This window comes from Streptomyces griseoviridis (assembly GCF_005222485.1).
GTDB lineage: Bacteria > Actinomycetota > Actinomycetes > Streptomycetales > Streptomycetaceae > Streptomyces > Streptomyces hintoniae.
Window position 1 is genome coordinate 4785642 of record NZ_CP029078.1, and the last position, 14941, is coordinate 4800582.

General features: G+C 74.6%; 9 protein-coding genes and 1 pseudogene. 2 read left to right on the plus strand and 8 right to left on the minus strand.

Annotated elements, in window-relative coordinates:
• Positions 1–259 precede the first annotated feature (259 nt).
• Positions 260–685, plus strand: a pseudogene (locus DDJ31_RS39250) (glycosyltransferase family 39 protein); the annotation flags it as partial.
• A gap of 1023 nt (positions 686–1708) precedes the next feature.
• Here the strand turns inward: DDJ31_RS39250 and DDJ31_RS20525 are convergent.
• From DDJ31_RS20525 to DDJ31_RS20535, 3 genes are read right to left on the minus strand one after another with little or no spacing between them, the layout of a single operon-like run.
• The gene (locus DDJ31_RS20525) at positions 1709–2362 is read right to left on the minus strand and encodes a response regulator (RefSeq protein ID WP_127178857.1); all 654 of its coding nucleotides are present in this window, start codon (positions 2360–2362) and stop codon (positions 1709–1711) included.
• Positions 2363–2392: 30 nt separating this feature from the next.
• The gene (locus DDJ31_RS20530; RefSeq protein WP_164784927.1) at positions 2393–4171 is read right to left on the minus strand and encodes a sensor histidine kinase; all 1779 of its coding nucleotides are present in this window, start codon (positions 4169–4171) and stop codon (positions 2393–2395) included.
• Positions 4172–4200: 29 nt separating this feature from the next.
• Entirely contained in the window at positions 4201–5367 is a 1167-nt protein-coding gene (locus DDJ31_RS20535) for a Clp protease N-terminal domain-containing protein (RefSeq protein ID WP_127178855.1), read from the minus strand.
• 341 nt (positions 5368–5708) lie between these two features.
• On the opposite strand from DDJ31_RS20535, the gene DDJ31_RS20540 reads away from it, so the two are divergent.
• Positions 5709–6473 (plus strand): DUF4232 domain-containing protein, encoded by a 765-nt coding sequence (locus DDJ31_RS20540; RefSeq protein WP_127178854.1) that lies wholly within the window; start codon positions 5709–5711, stop codon positions 6471–6473.
• 217 nt (positions 6474–6690) lie between these two features.
• Here the strand turns inward: DDJ31_RS20540 and DDJ31_RS20545 are convergent, their stop codons facing one another.
• The 5 genes from DDJ31_RS20545 to DDJ31_RS20565 form a co-directional block, all read right to left on the minus strand.
• On the minus strand, positions 6691–9750 hold the full coding sequence (locus DDJ31_RS20545) for an FG-GAP-like repeat-containing protein (RefSeq protein WP_127178853.1): 3060 nt from the start codon (positions 9748–9750) through the stop codon (positions 6691–6693).
• A 312-nt stretch (positions 9751–10062) separates the two neighbouring features.
• Positions 10063–10833, minus strand: coding sequence for a polysaccharide deacetylase family protein (locus DDJ31_RS20550; protein ID WP_127178852.1), 771 nt, complete (start codon positions 10831–10833; stop codon positions 10063–10065).
• Positions 10834–11061: 228 nt separating this feature from the next.
• Complete coding sequence (locus DDJ31_RS20555; protein ID WP_171480863.1) at positions 11062–12483, minus strand: DUF7507 domain-containing protein; 1422 nt, start codon at positions 12481–12483, stop codon at positions 11062–11064.
• 438 nt (positions 12484–12921) lie between these two features.
• Positions 12922–13095 carry a hypothetical protein gene (locus DDJ31_RS20560; RefSeq protein ID WP_164784926.1) on the minus strand — a complete coding sequence of 58 codons (174 nt, stop codon included), beginning with the start codon at positions 13093–13095 and terminating at the stop codon, positions 12922–12924.
• Positions 13096–13975: 880 nt separating this feature from the next.
• Complete coding sequence (locus DDJ31_RS20565; protein ID WP_127178851.1) at positions 13976–14797, minus strand: lipase family protein; 822 nt, start codon at positions 14795–14797, stop codon at positions 13976–13978.
• Positions 14798–14941: the final 144 nt, after the last annotated feature.

Sequence of the window (14941 nt, forward strand, 5' to 3'; positions counted from 1 at the left end):
CGGGGAGCGGGACCTGACGGACGGCACCGGCCGGCCCCCGACGACGCCGGCGCCCGCCCCGCCCCCGCCACGGGTGCGGACGGTCGTCGCCGCGGTGCCCGCCGGGCTCGCTCTCGGGCTCGGCGTGTGGGGGATCGGACGGCAGCACAGCATGTGGCGCGACGAGGCCGCCACCTGGCAGGTCGCCCACCGGAGCCTGCCCGAGGTGGAGCGGCTGCTCGGGCAGGCGGACGTCGTCCACGGGCTCTACTACGCGCTCATGCACGGGGTGTTCGCGGTCTTCGGCGACGGACTCACCACCCTGCGGATGCCGTCCGTCCTCGCCACGGCCCTGACCGCCGCGCTCACCGCCGATCTCGCCGGCCGCCTCGCCGGCCGGTGGAGCGGGCTCGGCGCCGGGACCGCCGTCGCGCTGCTGCCCCCGCTCCAGGTGTACGCGCAGGAGGGCCGCCCGTACGCGCTGGTGACGGCCGCCGTCACCCTCGCCTGCCTGCTGCTCGTGGCCGGGACGCGTCGGCCGCGCACCGCCGGGACCTGGGCCGCCTACACGGCCGCCGTCCTGGTCGGCGCGCTGCTCAACTGGTTCTCGCTGCTCGCGCTGCCCGCGCACGCCGTCGCCCTCGCGCTCGCCCGCGCGCCCCGCGCCACCTGGACGCGCTGGCTGCCGGCCGCGGCCACCGCCGTGCTCGGCGCGCTCCCGCTGATCCTCGCCAGCCGCGGCCAGTCGGGACAGGTCTCCTGGATCCGCCCGCCAGGCCTCGGCACGGTGGCCGCGGTCGCACTCACGGCCACCGCGGCCATCGCCTTGACGGCGGGCGGCCGGGCTCTGACGGCGGGCGGCCGGGCTCTGACGGTGGGCGGCGGGGCCTTGGCGGGCGGCCGGGCTCTGACGGCGGGCGGCCGGGCTTTGACGGTGGGCGGCCGGGCCCTGGCGGGCGGCCGGGCCTCGGCGGGCGGACGGCGTGGGAGCGGGCGTGGGGACGTGAGCGGTGGCCGACGCGAGCGGGCCGCTCCCGCCGCCCCTCTGCCCGCTCCCCCTCCCGCCCTGTCCCTCCCGGCTCTCGCGCTCCCTCTCGTCGTCGTGCCCCAGGCGCTGCTCCTCGCCGTCTCCTTCGTCTGGCGGCCCCTCTACGTGGAGCGGTACGTGCTGTTCTCGTACGTCGGTCTCGCGCTGCTGCTCGGGCCTGTGGTCGGCGCGCTGGTCACGCGGTGGCGGGCCCGCCCGGCCGCCGTCCTCGCCGCCGTCACCGCACTCGCCCTCCTCGCCCTGCTCCCGCTGGAACTGCGCGGCCGGAGCGCGGACGGCCGGATCGACGACGTCCTGGCCGCAGCCGACGCCGTCGACCGGGCACCCCGGCGGGACGGCGCCGTCCTCTTCGTGCCCGCCGCCCGGCGGGACACCGCCCTGGTCTCGCCCGGCGCGTTCCACGGGCTGCGGGACATCGCGCTCGCCCGCGGCCCCGCCGCCTCCGGAACCCTGCACGGCGTCGAGACCGACCCGCGCACCCTCGCCCGCGCCCTGCTGCGCGAACGGCACGTCGTGCTCGTCGGCGACCCGGAGGTGCACGCCCGCAACGCGCGCGACCGCGCCAAACTCCGCGTCCTGCGGGACCGTTTCGTCGTCCGCTCCCGCACGGTGCTGCGCGGTCGGAGCGTCACCTTCTACGCGCGGGCCGACCGGCCGCGCCCCCGGTCACGGGCGGTCGGCTCAGCGGTCGTCGAGCATGCCCGCGTCATGGGCCAGGACGGCGGCCTGGACGCGGTTGGCGCAGCCGGTGCGGGTCAGGATGCGGCTGATGTGCGCCTTGACCGTGCCCGCGCTGAGACGCAGGTGGTCGGCGATCTCCGCGTTGGACAGTCCCGTACCGAGCAGCCGCAGGATGTCCCGTTCGGCCGGGGTCAGTTCGTCGATCCGGCGCCGGGCGGCCTCGGCGCGCTGCTCCGACCTGACGTGCCGGTCGAGGAGCCCGCGGGTGATCCGGGGGGCCAGCACCGGTTCGCCCTTCGCGGCGAGCCGCACGGCGTGGATCAGTTCGGCGGGACCGGTGTCCTTGAGGAGGTAGCCGCTCGCCCCGGCCCGCAGGGCGCGCGCGACGCTCGTCTCCTCGCCGAAGGCCGTCAGCATCACGACGCAGGTGCGGGGTGAGAGGCGGCTGATGTCCTCGGCGGCCGTGACGCCGTCGGCGACCGGCATCTGGAGGTCGAGGAGGGCGACGTCGATCTGCTGGGAGCGGCAGGCGGCCGCGGCCTCCCGGCCGTCGCCCGCCTCGGCGACGACCTCGATGTCCTCGGCGTTCTCCAGGATCAGCCGGATGCCGACGCGCATCAGCGCCTCGTCGTCGGCGATGAGGACTCGGATCATCAGCTCATCCTAGGACGCCGGTCGGACGGCTCACTTCACGAGCGACATCACCAGCAGGACGACGAGGAAGCCGACGGTGGGCAGCACGACCAGCGCCGCCACGCACCCGGCGCCCAGAACCCGCGGCCAGGTCAGAACATCGGCGGACATCGGCGGGCGGACGCCACCGGGGTAGGAGAGGGAGGAGGAGGGGGGAGCCGGGGGAGGGGAGGGGGTGGCGAGGGCGGAGTGCGGGCCGGCCGTCTCGACGCCAGGCGGCTCGATGCCAGGCGGCTCGATGCCAGGCGGCTCGACGCCAAGCGGCTCGGCCGGCCACTCGACCTCGGGCGCCAGGGAACGGCCGGCCTCGACCGGCGTGGACCTGTTGCCGTCGACTGGTGCTTGCCGGTTGCCGTCGACCGGCGTCGGCCTGCCGCCGTCAACCCGCGTCGGCCTGCCGCCGTCAACCCGCGTCGGCCTGCCGCCGTCAACCCGCGTCGGCTCACGGTGCTCCGCCGACGACGGCCCGCCCTGCTCCGCAAGCGATGGCCCGCCGTGCTCCGCCGACGACGCCCCGCCGTGCTCCCTCGACGACGCCCCGCCGCCCCCGACCGGCAGCCAGGCCCCCATCCGGAAGCCGCCGTTCGGCAGGGCGGACGCCTCGAACGTGCCGCCGAGGAGGGAGACGCGTTCCTGAAGTCCCGCCAGTCCGCTGCGCGTTCCCCCCTGTGAGCGCCCCGGCCCGCGCGGCACCCCGTTGCTGACGGCGACCTCGATCCCGGTGGCCGTGCCGCGCACCTCCACCCGGGCGGGCGCCCCGGCGGCGTGTTTGAGGACGTTCGTCAGCCCCTCCCGCACCACGCGGTGGATCGCCTGCCTGGCCCGCACGCCGACCTCGACGGTGTCGTCGACCGCCCACTCCAGCTCGACGTCGCCGCCGCCCGCCCGCGCGGACTGCGTCACCAGGGCCGTGATGTCCGCCCTGGTGCCCCGCTCGCCCCCGGCCGTGTCCGCGTCCGCGAGGTCGGCGTGGCGCAGGACGCCGAGGATCTCGCGCAGTTCCTCCATGGCCGTCCCCGCGGTGGTCCGCAGGAACTCCACCTGCCCGGCGAGCGGCGGCGCCTGCCGGGCCGCGGCCAGTTCCAACGCCCCCGCGTGCACCGAGATCAGGCTCAGCCGGTGGCCCAGCAGATCGTGCATCTCGCCCGCGATCCGGGTCCGCTCCTCCAGCCGGGCCGCCTCGGCGGTGAGCGTCCTGGTCCGCTCCAGATAGGCGTTGCGCTCCCGCAGCAGATCGGCGAGTGGCCGCCGCTGCCCGAGCAGGGTTCCGGAGAGGGTGGGGAGCAGCAGCAGGAGCACCACCGAGATCGCGTTGCCGCCCACCGCCTCCAGCGGGTCCTGCGCTCCGGTCAGCAGCAGGACGCCGGTCAGCAGCGCGACGAGGCCGCAGGCCACGCCCGTCACCCGCCATGCGCGGCGGGCCGGCGCGATCAGCCGGGTGGCCGTCAGCACGATCAGCGGCGCGACGGCCAGCGTCCACAGGTTGCCGCCCACGAGCAGCACCGAGGCGCCCAGCACCGCGAAGACCGGCCGCCCGCGCCGCACCCCGACGAGCAGCGCCGCCCACAGCGCCTCAAGGACGGCGAGGACCGGGCGGTGCGGATGCGCGAGGAGCAGCGGCAGCAGCCCGAGGGCGGCGGTGAGCGCGCTGAGCAGCAGCTCGGTGGCGACGGTACGGCGGGCGGCGGCCCGCACATCGCCCCAGACCGCGAGAGCCTCGCGCCGCGCCCACCGCACCGCGCTGCCCGACCTGCCCTGTCCGTACCGCACCTGACGCACCCTCATCTCATCGTGTACCGCTAGCGCTTGGCCGGAGTGGCGCTCAACTCGGCCCGCAGCGCCTCGACATCGACGCCCTCGGCTTCGAGCAGCCGCGCGACCTCCCCGGAGTCGCCCTCCAGCACGGCGGCCAGCAGATGGACGGTACCGACCGTGGCCGATCCCCCTTCGGCGGCCCGGAGTTGGGCGACCGACTTGGCCCGCTCAGCGGCGTCGGAGAACCTCATCTCGTCGCCGGTGCCGTGGGCCGCGGGGGAGGTGATCGACGAGCGGGTGAGGGAGTCCTGCCGCACTCCGTGCCGACGCAGCAGCCCGGCGGCCGAGTTGACGTCCGCGAGGCTGTCGGGAAGCGCCAGGCCCGCGACGTCGAGCGCCCGCTCCAGCGCCAGCGCCCCCAGCAGCAGATCGATGGGCTCGGCCGCCGGACGCCCGCACCGCACCGCCTGCCGCCTGGCCTCGATGGACACGGCGAACACGACGGGTGAGCCGTACGGCTGGGAACCGGAGAGCCACGATGTCAGCGCCCTGGAGAGGGCGTTGCCGCTCCTGCCGAGCGTCCCGGCGCGGCGCAGCAGGGCGACGGAGGGGGCCTCGGCCGGGTCCTCGGCGGCGGTCGCGGCGAGCGCGGTGGCCGCCGCGGCCAGGTCGGTGCGGCGCAGTAGGAGAGCCTCCCGCGCCCTGCTCTCCGGGAGGTCGAGCAGGGCCTGTGCCACCTGCCGGCACCGCACGGAGACGGTGCCCTCGGCGCGGGCCGTGTCGAGGGCCAGCCGCAGACACCGGCGCAGCGCACCGGACATCGCGGCCGGGAGCTTCCCGGCCTCCTTCGGGTGGGAGAGGGCGAACCGCCACCGGGTCTCGCGCCAGACGTACCCGATCTCGTCGTCGTCGGGGACGGGCGGCTGCCCCTCGTCGTCGTCGGCGCTCACCCAGCCCTCGCCGCCCCGCCCGGCGATGAGACCGCTGAGCGCCCCGGCCTTCCGCATCCCGGGCGCGAGCGCCGCACCGGCGTCCGAGTCGCCCATGACGAGGGCGGACAGCAGGTGTTCGCTGCCCACCACCGGGGCGTCCTGCCTGCTGGCGCTCCGGGTGGCCGCCACCAGCAGCTGCACGACGTCCGTCTCGAACTCGACGGTCGTCCCGTCGCCGCCCGTGGTGCCGCCGGCTGCCGTCCTCGTCCGCTGCTCCATCGCCTGTTCCCCTCACCCCGTGCTGTGCTGCCGTCCCTCCCGACTCTAGGAGCGACCCGCGCGCCCCCGCGTCGGCCGACCGTCCAGACCCTCGGTCCGACCGGCCAGGTCCGGTGGCCGACCGGCCCGCGGGACCTCCCCGCCCGGCCTCCGTCGGCCCGTCCCTGGCCGTCCCGCGTCCCGTCCCGCGTCCCAGAAGCAGGGCGTTTCGGCTGGTCAGAGTGGGTTCCGGCGGTTCGGCGTCCCTAACTCGCCGTGGAGCATGGTCCCCGGCACGGATCACCCTGCAAGCTTCGGTCATCGCGGCACACCGCCACCCGACGCCGAAGGGGCACCGTCACATGTCCAGCACCCGCACCTCCCGTACCCGTCTTCTCGCCGCCGCCGCTACCGTCGTCGTCGCGGGGCTCTCACTGACCGCCTGCGGTGGCGGAACGGGCGTCCACGACGAGGGCGCGGCGAAGGTCTCCTCCGGCAGCGAACTGGCCGCGGCCGGCATCTCCGCGAGGCCCACCTCCGACGCCGGATCGGAGTCGGAGCCGGGTGCGAAGACGGAGCCGGACGCGAAGACGGGCGCCGGGTCCTCGGCCGTCGAGACCGCCTCCCTCACCGGGCGGCCCGCCGCCAAGGCCCCCGCGAAGGGGACGGCGACGAAGGCGAAGGCGCCCGCCGCCGCCAAGTCGGTCACCTGCGAGGGCTCCACCACCAAGACGGTCGCCGCGCCGCTCTCCCGGCCCCTGAACCACCTGCTGCTCACGGTCACCAACACCGGCAGCAAGAACTGCGACCTCTACTACTACCCGGCGGTCCAGTTCGGGCAGTCGCAGTCGGTGCCGCCGGCCATCGAGGACTCGATGCCGCAGGCCGTCGTCACCCTCGCGCCGGGCGAGTCCGGCTACGCCGCGGTGATCCTGTCCGCCGCCGACGGCAGCGGCAAGCACGGCTACACCTCGAAGTCCCTCGACGTCTACTTCATGGGCCGCGACAACGCCGGGAGCGTGGGCAAGGGCGCCCACCCGGCGCTGCCCGCCAAGGGGGTCTACGTCGACGACTCGGTCAAGGTGACCTACTGGCAGCAGAAGATGGAGGACGCCATCAACTGGTGACGTCCGCCAAGCGGCTCACGCGCGGGCGCCCGACGAGGTTTCGGCCACGGCGGGTGCCCGACGAGGTTTCGGGCGCGGCGGGTGCCTGACGAGGCTTCGGAGGCGGCGGGCGTCGTCCGGATCGAGCGCGCGCCCTCCCCCCGTCCCCGCCGTCTCCCCCCCGTCCCCGCCGCCCCCGTCCCCCCGTCTCCCCCGTCCCCGCCGTATCGCCGTCCGCTCAGAACAGTCCCTTGTACCCCTGCCACCCCGTGGCGATCTTCGTGCGGCCGCCGAAGGAGCCCTTCCCGTTGCCGTTGTTGCGCCACAGGGTGCCCGAGGTGTCGCGGGAGACGAGGTCGGGCCTGCCGTCGCCGGTGATGTCGCCGACGCCCACGACCACGTTGTACGACGAGCCCCAGCCGGAGAAGACCTTCACGCGGCTCTTGAACGTGCCCTTCCCGGTGCCGTCGTAGCGCCACAGCGTGTTCGACCTGTCCTGTACCAGCAGGTCGCCGTGGCCGTCGCCGTTGAGGTCACCCGCGCCCACGATCTTCTTGTAGCCCGTCCACTTGGACGCGATCTTCACCCGGGCGGAGAGCTTGCCGGTGCTCGTCGCCTTGAAGAGGTAGACGTCGCCGGTCGACGCCCGGCGGGCGATCAGGTCGGCGCGGCCGTCACCCGTGACGTCGCCGGGCGAGGTCAGCACGTCGTACTGGTTCCAGCCGGTGCCGAGCGAGGTGTACGGCGTCGACGGTGTCACCGCCGCCCCGCACGCGGGCCGGTAGGCGCGCAGCGCGCCGCTCGTGAACCGCACCAGCATGTCGTTGCAGCGGTCGCCGTTCAGGTCGCCGAAGGGCACCGCCTTCACCGTCGTCGGCCACTTCGAGCCGGTCCGCTTCCCGGTGAACGTGCCTTTCCCCGCGCCGTACTGGTACGTCAGGCCGCCCGAGCCGTTCAGGGTCACCAGCTCGCCGAAGCCGTCGGACCCGACGAAGTCGCGGCGGCCCGCCGCGGCTCCGGTCACCTTGACCGTGCCCGACCTGGTCAGGGCCGCGCCCCGCCCGTCCGCCGGGGTGGCGGTCAGCTTCCAGGTGTACGCGCCGTCGGGCACCAGCCGTCCCGCGCCGTCCTTGCCGTTCCAGGCGGCGGCCACCGCGCCCCGCGCCTGGCCGCCGGTGAGGGTGCGCACGGTCGCGCCCGCCCGGTCGCCGAGCACGAGCTTCCAGGAGGCCGCCGGCTTGTTCAGCCACCACTTCGGACTCCACGGCGCGGCACCGCCCTTGACGTCCGCGGCGGCGGCGACGGTCGCGTCCTGCTGGGCGAGCGCGGAGACGGGCACCTCGCTCGGGGTCAGCCGGACGGAGTGGTCGGAGCGGCGCTGGGCGATCACGCCGGTGTACGGATCGACGTCCCACTCGCCCCACTCGAACGCCCCGGCGGTGTGCGCCACCGGCGTCCCGCCGCGCACGTCGATCACCTTGAGCCGTCCCGCGTCGACCGTCGCGACGAACCCGTCGCCGAGCCGCGCCTGCTCCCAGTCGGACCCGGCGATGGTCACGTGCCGCCCGGTCACGGTGTCATGGACGCCCATCCCCTCGGAGCCGAGGACGCAGTTCCACAGCAGCCAACGGCCCACCGCCTGGAAGTCGTTGAGCAGACAGCCGCGCCCGAACCACACCGACTCGCCGCGCTGCCCGGTCAGCAGGTCCACCGGGACGACGCCGTCGTTGCCCGACATCACCCACAGGGTGGTGCCCCAGATCGCCCGCACCCGCTCCGTCGTCGTCAGCACCGTCCGCCCGGAGTCGAGATCGACGACCCGGGTCTCCGCCTTCCCGGTGCTGTCCTCCGGCCTGGTCAGCGCGGCGAACCGGCCCCGCGCCGCGGCGACGGACCGGTAGACGCGGGAGGCGTCGATCCGGGTGCCGGGCAGCGACTGGCCCGCGGCCAGGACCCGGGGCTGCTGCGCGAGCCCGGTGCCGTAGCCGGAGACGACCGTCCGGCCGTCGCCGGTGTCCACGAGCCGCGGGCCGCCCGCGCCCAGAAGCTCCGGCGCGAGCTGCCCCCGGGTGGTGCGCGCGCCCACCGTCGAAGAGCCGGTCGCACCGGTCTCGCGGGTGTGCAGATACGTCGAGCCGCCCACCGGGTCCTCCTCCACGGTCGTCAACCGCCCCTGGGACAAGAGGAGTCGGGAGACCGGGTGGACACCGCGCGGCTGGTCGGCGGCCACGATCCGGCGCACGGTGACCTTGCCGCCCGCGCCCGCCGCGCCCGCTTCGATCAGCGAGACGCCCCAGTGGTCGGTGTCGGTGCCACCGGCCACCAGCAGCCCGCCGTCCGGGGTCGCCACGGCCTGCCGCGCCGTCCTGGCCAGCAGCGTCCGCGGCGCGGAGCCGTCGAGCGGGACGGCTTCGAGCCGGGAGACCGCGCGGTCGCTGCTGTACGGGCCGAGGGCCGGGTCGTTGCGGGAGACGACGACGGTGTCACCGACCAGGCCGAGCACCTGCGTGACGTCGCCGATCGGCACGGTCCGCGGCGCGGCGGCCGGGTCCGCGCGGGAGGCGACGTGCAGGACGCCGTCGTAGCACCACACCAGGTGGGTGGGGCTCAGCGCGACCAGGTCGTACCACGGCAGCAGCGCGTACGGCAGCGCGGTGAAGCGCCCCCGCTCGACGTCGAGCCACCCGGTGACCTCGTCGTCGCCCGCCCGGTACCGCACGACCTGGCCGCGCGCGTCACCCAGCCCGGCGGCGGCCCACAGCCGGGCGCCGGCGGGGACGCCGGTCACCGCGCGGTCGGTGACGGAGCCGTCGGCCCCGACGTCGAGCAGATGCCACGTCGAGTCGGTGCCCGGGGTCCCGGCCGTCGTGACGACCGTCGAGCCGAGCGTGCTGAAGTACGTCTGCCCTGCCGGCAGCGTGACCGTGCTGACCTGCCCCGACGCCATGTTCCGCAGCGTCACGGTGCCGGCCGCGCGGTCGTGGCGGGCGACGACGTCCGAGCCCGCGCCCGCGCTCGTGACGCCGTACGCGTCCGTGCCCGACGCGTCGACGACGGTCTCGGCGCCCGCGTACGTGGTCCACACCTGGCCGCGCCCCGCCTCGTAGCGGAGGAACCCCGAGGGCCCCGCGCTCAGCAGGCCCGTGCGCGGGACCGCGGACGTGGTGGCCGGTACGGTCACCTCGCCGGCGACCGGCTCGGCGTACGCGTCGCCCGCGGTGAGCGGGCCGAGCCCGACGGCGAGCGTGAGGGAGACGGCGGCGGCGGTGGCGCCTCGTACGTGGGCGCGTCTGCCCATGGGGGACCTCTCCGGAGACGGTGCGAAGCCTCGGAGAGACATCTGGAGACGTCTGGAGTCGTCTGGACGTCGGGAGACGTCTGGACGTCGGGACGTCTGCGGACGCCGTCGAGCCGCACGTCAACGACGCGCGGCGAAGACGACGTTCACCCCCCCGGGCAAGTGGCCGGATCGTAGCAGTTGCCCTGTGTATGACCTGTGGGGTGGGTTTCGCCCACGCACCCGGGCTGACCTGGGGACGGGAGGAACAGCGGCCGGAGAGCGGGAGTTCGGCGCACGGGAGCGGCAAGTCGGCGTCCCGTGCGGGGGAGTTCAGCGCACCGGGAAGCCGAAGGAGTACCCCTGCCCCTTGAGCCAGGGCAGCAGCCGGCGCAGCGCCTCGACGGTCTGCGAGCGGTCGCCGCCCGCGTCGTGGAAGAGGAGCGTCGGACCGCCCGACAGCTCCCGCTCGGCGGTGGCGACGATGGCGTCCGTGCCCGGCCGCTCGAAGTCCTTGGTGTCCACGTTCCAGCCCAGCGGACGCATGCCGTGGGAGGCGGCCAGCTTCCGGCTGTAGGGGGTGAACGCGCCGCCGGGCGCCCGGTAGTACATCGGCCGGACGCCACCGGACGCCTCGATGATCATGCGTTCGGCGTCGAGGATCTCCCGCGACTGGTACGCCTCGGACTTCTTGTCCATGCCGGTGTCGTGCGACACCGAGTGGTCGCACAGCCGGTGCCCGGCCGCGACGACCTTCTTCACCAGGTCCGGGTAGGTCCGCGCCTGCGTGCCCGTCATGCAGAACGTGGCCTTCACCCCGGACTCCCGCAGCAGGTCGAGCACTTGGGGCGTCCAGGTGGGGTCGGGGCCGTCGTCGATGGTGATGTTGACGCCCCGCGCCCCCTGGTCGGAGGCGTGCGCGATGGTCTCCGCGACCGGCTTGACGTCGCCGCCGCGCGAGGCCGCCGCGTTCGCCTTCGGCGCGCGGTGCACGGCGTCGGCCTGCGCGGTCCACATCGAGGCGCCGGTGGCGAGCAGGGTCACCCCGAGCGCCGCCCCGACGACCTTGCCGTACCAGCCACGTCCGTTGCCGTGCCGTGCCATGTCCGCCCCGCCTCCACGCAGTTCCTCGCCGACCTTCGGTCTCCGTGCGACCACCTGACAGGACGAGCGAACCCGACGGCGGGCTGCCTCCGTTACCGATCACGGACAATTCCGGGGAAGTTCGCGGACAACCCGAGCGGACGTCGGCGTCCCGGAGGGGCGTTGAGGGCTCCGCCGATCCGAGGCGCCGGGGGGAGCTGCCCGTGCGGGCGCGCTCCGCACGCGGCGCTATCCGCGCGGGGTGCGCGGCACGCAGGGGTCGCAGCAGGAGGGCGCCGGTTCGACGCAGACGACGGTCGAGTCGCTGTTGTCGGCCGGGTCGGGATCCTTCTCGTTGGCGCTCGCCGTCGCGGTGTTGGTGACCCGGCCGGTCGCGGTGGCCTTGGCCCGCAGCACCAGGTCGGCGGTGGCGCCCACGGCGAGGTCGCCCACCGTCCACTGCCCGGTGGCGGGGTCGTAGCGCCCGGGGGAGCCGTCGGCGGACAGGAACGTGAGGCCGGCGGGGAGCCGGTCGGCGACCGTGACGCCGGTCGCCGCGTTCGGGCCCGCGTTGTGGACGGCGATCCGGTAGGTCACCGTCTGCCCGACGGTGACGCCGGTCGCGTCGGCCGCCTTCGCCACCGTCAGGTCGGCGGCCGGTCTGACCACGGTGACCTGCTCGTTCGAGGTGGCCGTCAGCGGTTCGGGGGTCTCGCCGAGGCGGTTCTCGTAGGACGCGGTCGCGGTGTTGCTGATCCGCCGGCCGCCCGCGGCACGGTCGATGACGACCCGGTACTCGACGGTCGTCCCCGCGGGCAGGGTCTCGGTGCTCGGCAGGCTGCCGCCCTCCGTACCGGAGGCGCCCGCGCCGAGCCGGAAGACGACCTTGCGCGCGGCGGCGTCGAAGTACGCCTGGTCGTCGCCGTCGGCGTCGGTCTTCGCCCCGGCGTTCGGGCCGTCGACGATGTGCAGCGACCCGGGCAGATACGTGGTGCCGTCCGGGACGGTGTCGCTCAGCACGAGGTTCTCGGCCGCGCCGCCGCCCTCGTTGCGCGCGGTGATCCGGTAGGTGATCACGTCACCCACCTCCAACGGGCCCTCGGGGACACCGATCTTGCCGAGCACCACAGAGGGGGCGGTGCCGAAGAAGATGCCGTCGAGGAAGTTGCCGATGCTGCGGTTGCCGCCCGCCGCGGAGACGGAACGGAAGGCGAACCGCGTCGTCGTCTGGTCCACCGGGACGGTGTAGACGCCCGTGTAGTAGCCCCAGGCGGTGTTGCCGTCGGTGAAGCTCCGCTGCTCCACCACGGCGCCCGGCGCCCCGATGTCCAGCGCCATGGTGTCCTCGCCCTGGCGCCCGCGGTGGTAGAGCCGCCAGTACAGCTTCGTGCCGGGGGTGGTCGGCAGATCCTGGTAGAGCGTGGAGACCTCGCGCGCGTTGAGTTCGGCGAACTGGAGGCCCTCGGCGGACGGCACCCCGTTGAACCCGGAGTGCCACAGCTCGATCAGGTGGTCGGACGCGGTGGTGAGCCAGCCGGGGACCCGCTTGGACGCCTGCGTCTGCGAGGAGTCGGGCAGGATCTCCACCCCGGTCACGGCGGGTTCCTCGAAGCTGCCGTTGGCCAGGGCGACGCGGAGCGGAGCGGTGGGAGGCGTCGGAGGTGTGGTCATCGCAGTTCCCCTTACGTCGACGTTCCGGTACGGCGCCGTCGACCGGCCGCGCAGCAGCGGGCCGGGGCGGAGCCGGGACATCCCGTAGCGCAACGCATCGGAAGGGGCGCGTAAAGCGGCGGACGCGAGGGTCAGGCCAACCCGGCGCGGCGGGTTTGCGCGCCCCTCCGGGGACCGATCCCGGTGACGGCGCCGTCCGCGCCACCGGCTCCGCGTCACAGCCGTCGCACCCGTCCCGCGCCACCCATCCGCCCGGCCCGTCCTGTCCGAAAGCCCCCGCGAACCCGCTCCTGACCAGGGTGATTAACGGAACGTGAGATTGACGCCGCCGAACCGGCCGCGCGCCGGAGCGCACGACCGGGAGCGGACCGGACGGCCGTACCGGAGCGCGTGCGTGGGTACGGGCCGCGGGGAGCCGGGGTGCGCTCCCTCGCCGGGCTACCCGAGAACCTGACGGAGCCGGGCGACGGCCCGGCGCAGATCCTCGAAGGAGCGTTCCTCCTCGCGCGGGCCGACACGAGAGGCGGACAGAAGACTGTCCCGCGCCCCACGGACCCGCTCGTAGCTGTCGAAGCGAATGAGGACCTCTTGAACGACGTCCTCGGGCGACATAGAGGAACCGTGCGGAGGAGAAGCGTTCTGAGGCGACATCGTCGAACTCTCGTCTCGGTGAGCGCGCGGGGGACGCGGGAGGGGAAGGGGCGGGGGATGCGGGAGGGCAAGGGGGACGCGGGAAGAGGCGGGGGAGGGGGCGGGGGCGGGTCGCAGACGAACACGGGGATCACAGGGCCCACGTGGACAACGCGAACAACGCGAACAACGCGAACAACGCGAACAACGCGAACAACGCGGACCATGAGGTTCACGTGGACCACGAGGTCCACGGGATTCACGCGGACAACGGAGAACTTCGGGAATCACAGAGATCCCGGGGACACCACGGGGGCCACCAGGGTCATGGGGACCACGGGGACGACCACGGGCGTGGCGAGGGTCGCGGCGGTCACCAGGATCGCAGGGGTCACGGGAAGCCTTCCGGGCACGACGGACACGTCGCCGACCAGACTTCCCGGCACACCACCCGCCTCGGAACGAGGACGGGCTGCCCTCACTGTACGGCCGGACGCCCCCGGCACCAGCCCAGAGCCCGGCAGTCTCCAGCCCACCCTCCCTGCTGGCCTCTCACACCTCGCGGGGCGGCGATGCCCGAGGCGGGGCGGTGGGTGCGGAGGCTGAGGAGATCGCCCTGACATCCGGCGCGACGGTGTTCCACGCCCCGGACGTCACGGAGGGCCCCCTCAGCCTCACCCGCCGCACGATCCCGCTCGCGGAGCTGCGCCGCCCGCTGCTGCCGTCGAGGATCTCCCGCGCGACGGTCGCGGCCTTCCTCTTGGACGAGGCGGAGGCAGCCGGCGCGGTGGCGGGATCGTCGTACCGCTGGGCTGAAGGCGACGACGGAGCGAAGCAGCGGGCGACTCACCCGACCCCCGTCTCAGACGAGGTTCTTCTCCAGCGCGGTGACGTAGTTCGTGACGAAGTGGTCGCGTACGCCGTCGCTCGCCGGGGCGAACGGGTCGGCGGTCAGGCCCTTGCCGCGGTCGAGGAGTCCGCCGGTGAGCGTCATGGACTCGCGCAGCCGGCCGGCCGAGTCGATGTACCTGAGCCTGTCGACGTGCGTGTACGCGGGCTCGGGCGGCAACTGCGGGACGATGTCGTTGTTGTTGACGAAGCGGTGCATGCGGTCGGCGAAGCCCTTGTTGTAGGCGGCGGCCAGGAGCCGGTCGCAGGTGCGGGGCTGGCCGTAGGTGAAGACGCCGTCGGCCTGGAGCCGCGGCTCCTCCAGATACATGCGGGCCCCCGCGAGCATCGCGAGCGCGCCACCGAGGCTGTGCCCGGTGAACCACACGCTCTGCCCCTCCGTCCGCAGCTCCGCGAGGGTGTCACGGACGGGCGGGAAGATCGCGTCCAGGGCCTCGGCGAAGCCGTAGTGGACGTACCCCGTGCGGGCGGGACCCGGCCAGGGAGGCGTACCCGCGTCGGAGAGCCAGTCCCGGATCTCGGCCGGCTGGGTACCGCGGAACGCGGTGACGATCATGTGGTCGCTGGCCGCGGTGAACCCCTGTGTGTCGGTCAGCGGGAACGGCGGGGTGAACGAGGTCCGGTGGTGCCGCACCTCGTCGAACCCCCAGGACCTGGCCTGCTCGTCGATGACGGCCTCGTCCTGGTAGGCCAGTTCGGCGGCGCGGGCCATCCAGTAGGCGTGCGGGAGGCTGTAGGCGGTGACGTGGTGATCGACCGTGGCGGGGACGGGCATCGGGACTCCCTTGTCGTGCGGATCCGGCGCGCGGCCCCGCCAGGCGACGGCACCAGCGCTCGCCCCTGTCGTATCGGCCACCGCCCGGAGCCGGGTCTCACCGCGCCGGTCGGTCACTCGTACGGGCACCACCGGCACACGGGT

Bases quoted from the DNA above. Each gene is read 5' to 3' on its own strand.
- DDJ31_RS20525 (WP_127178857.1), bottom strand. From the start codon at position 2,362: ATGATCCGAGTCCTCATCGCCGACGACGAGGCGCTGATGCGCGTCGGC.
- DDJ31_RS20535 (WP_127178855.1), bottom strand. From the start codon at position 5,367: ATGGAGCAGCGGACGAGGACGGCAGCCGGCGGCACCACGGGCGGCGAC.
- DDJ31_RS20540 (WP_127178854.1), top strand. From the start codon at position 5,709: ATGTCCAGCACCCGCACCTCCCGTACCCGTCTTCTCGCCGCCGCCGCT.
- DDJ31_RS20545 (WP_127178853.1), bottom strand. From the start codon at position 9,750: ATGGGCAGACGCGCCCACGTACGAGGCGCCACCGCCGCCGCCGTCTCC.
- DDJ31_RS20550 (WP_127178852.1), bottom strand. From the start codon at position 10,833: ATGGCACGGCACGGCAACGGACGTGGCTGGTACGGCAAGGTCGTCGGG.
- DDJ31_RS20555 (WP_171480863.1), bottom strand. From the start codon at position 12,483: ATGACCACACCTCCGACGCCTCCCACCGCTCCGCTCCGCGTCGCCCTG.
- DDJ31_RS20560 (WP_164784926.1), bottom strand. From the start codon at position 13,095: ATGTCGCCCGAGGACGTCGTTCAAGAGGTCCTCATTCGCTTCGACAGC.
- DDJ31_RS20565 (WP_127178851.1), bottom strand. From the start codon at position 14,797: ATGCCCGTCCCCGCCACGGTCGATCACCACGTCACCGCCTACAGCCTC.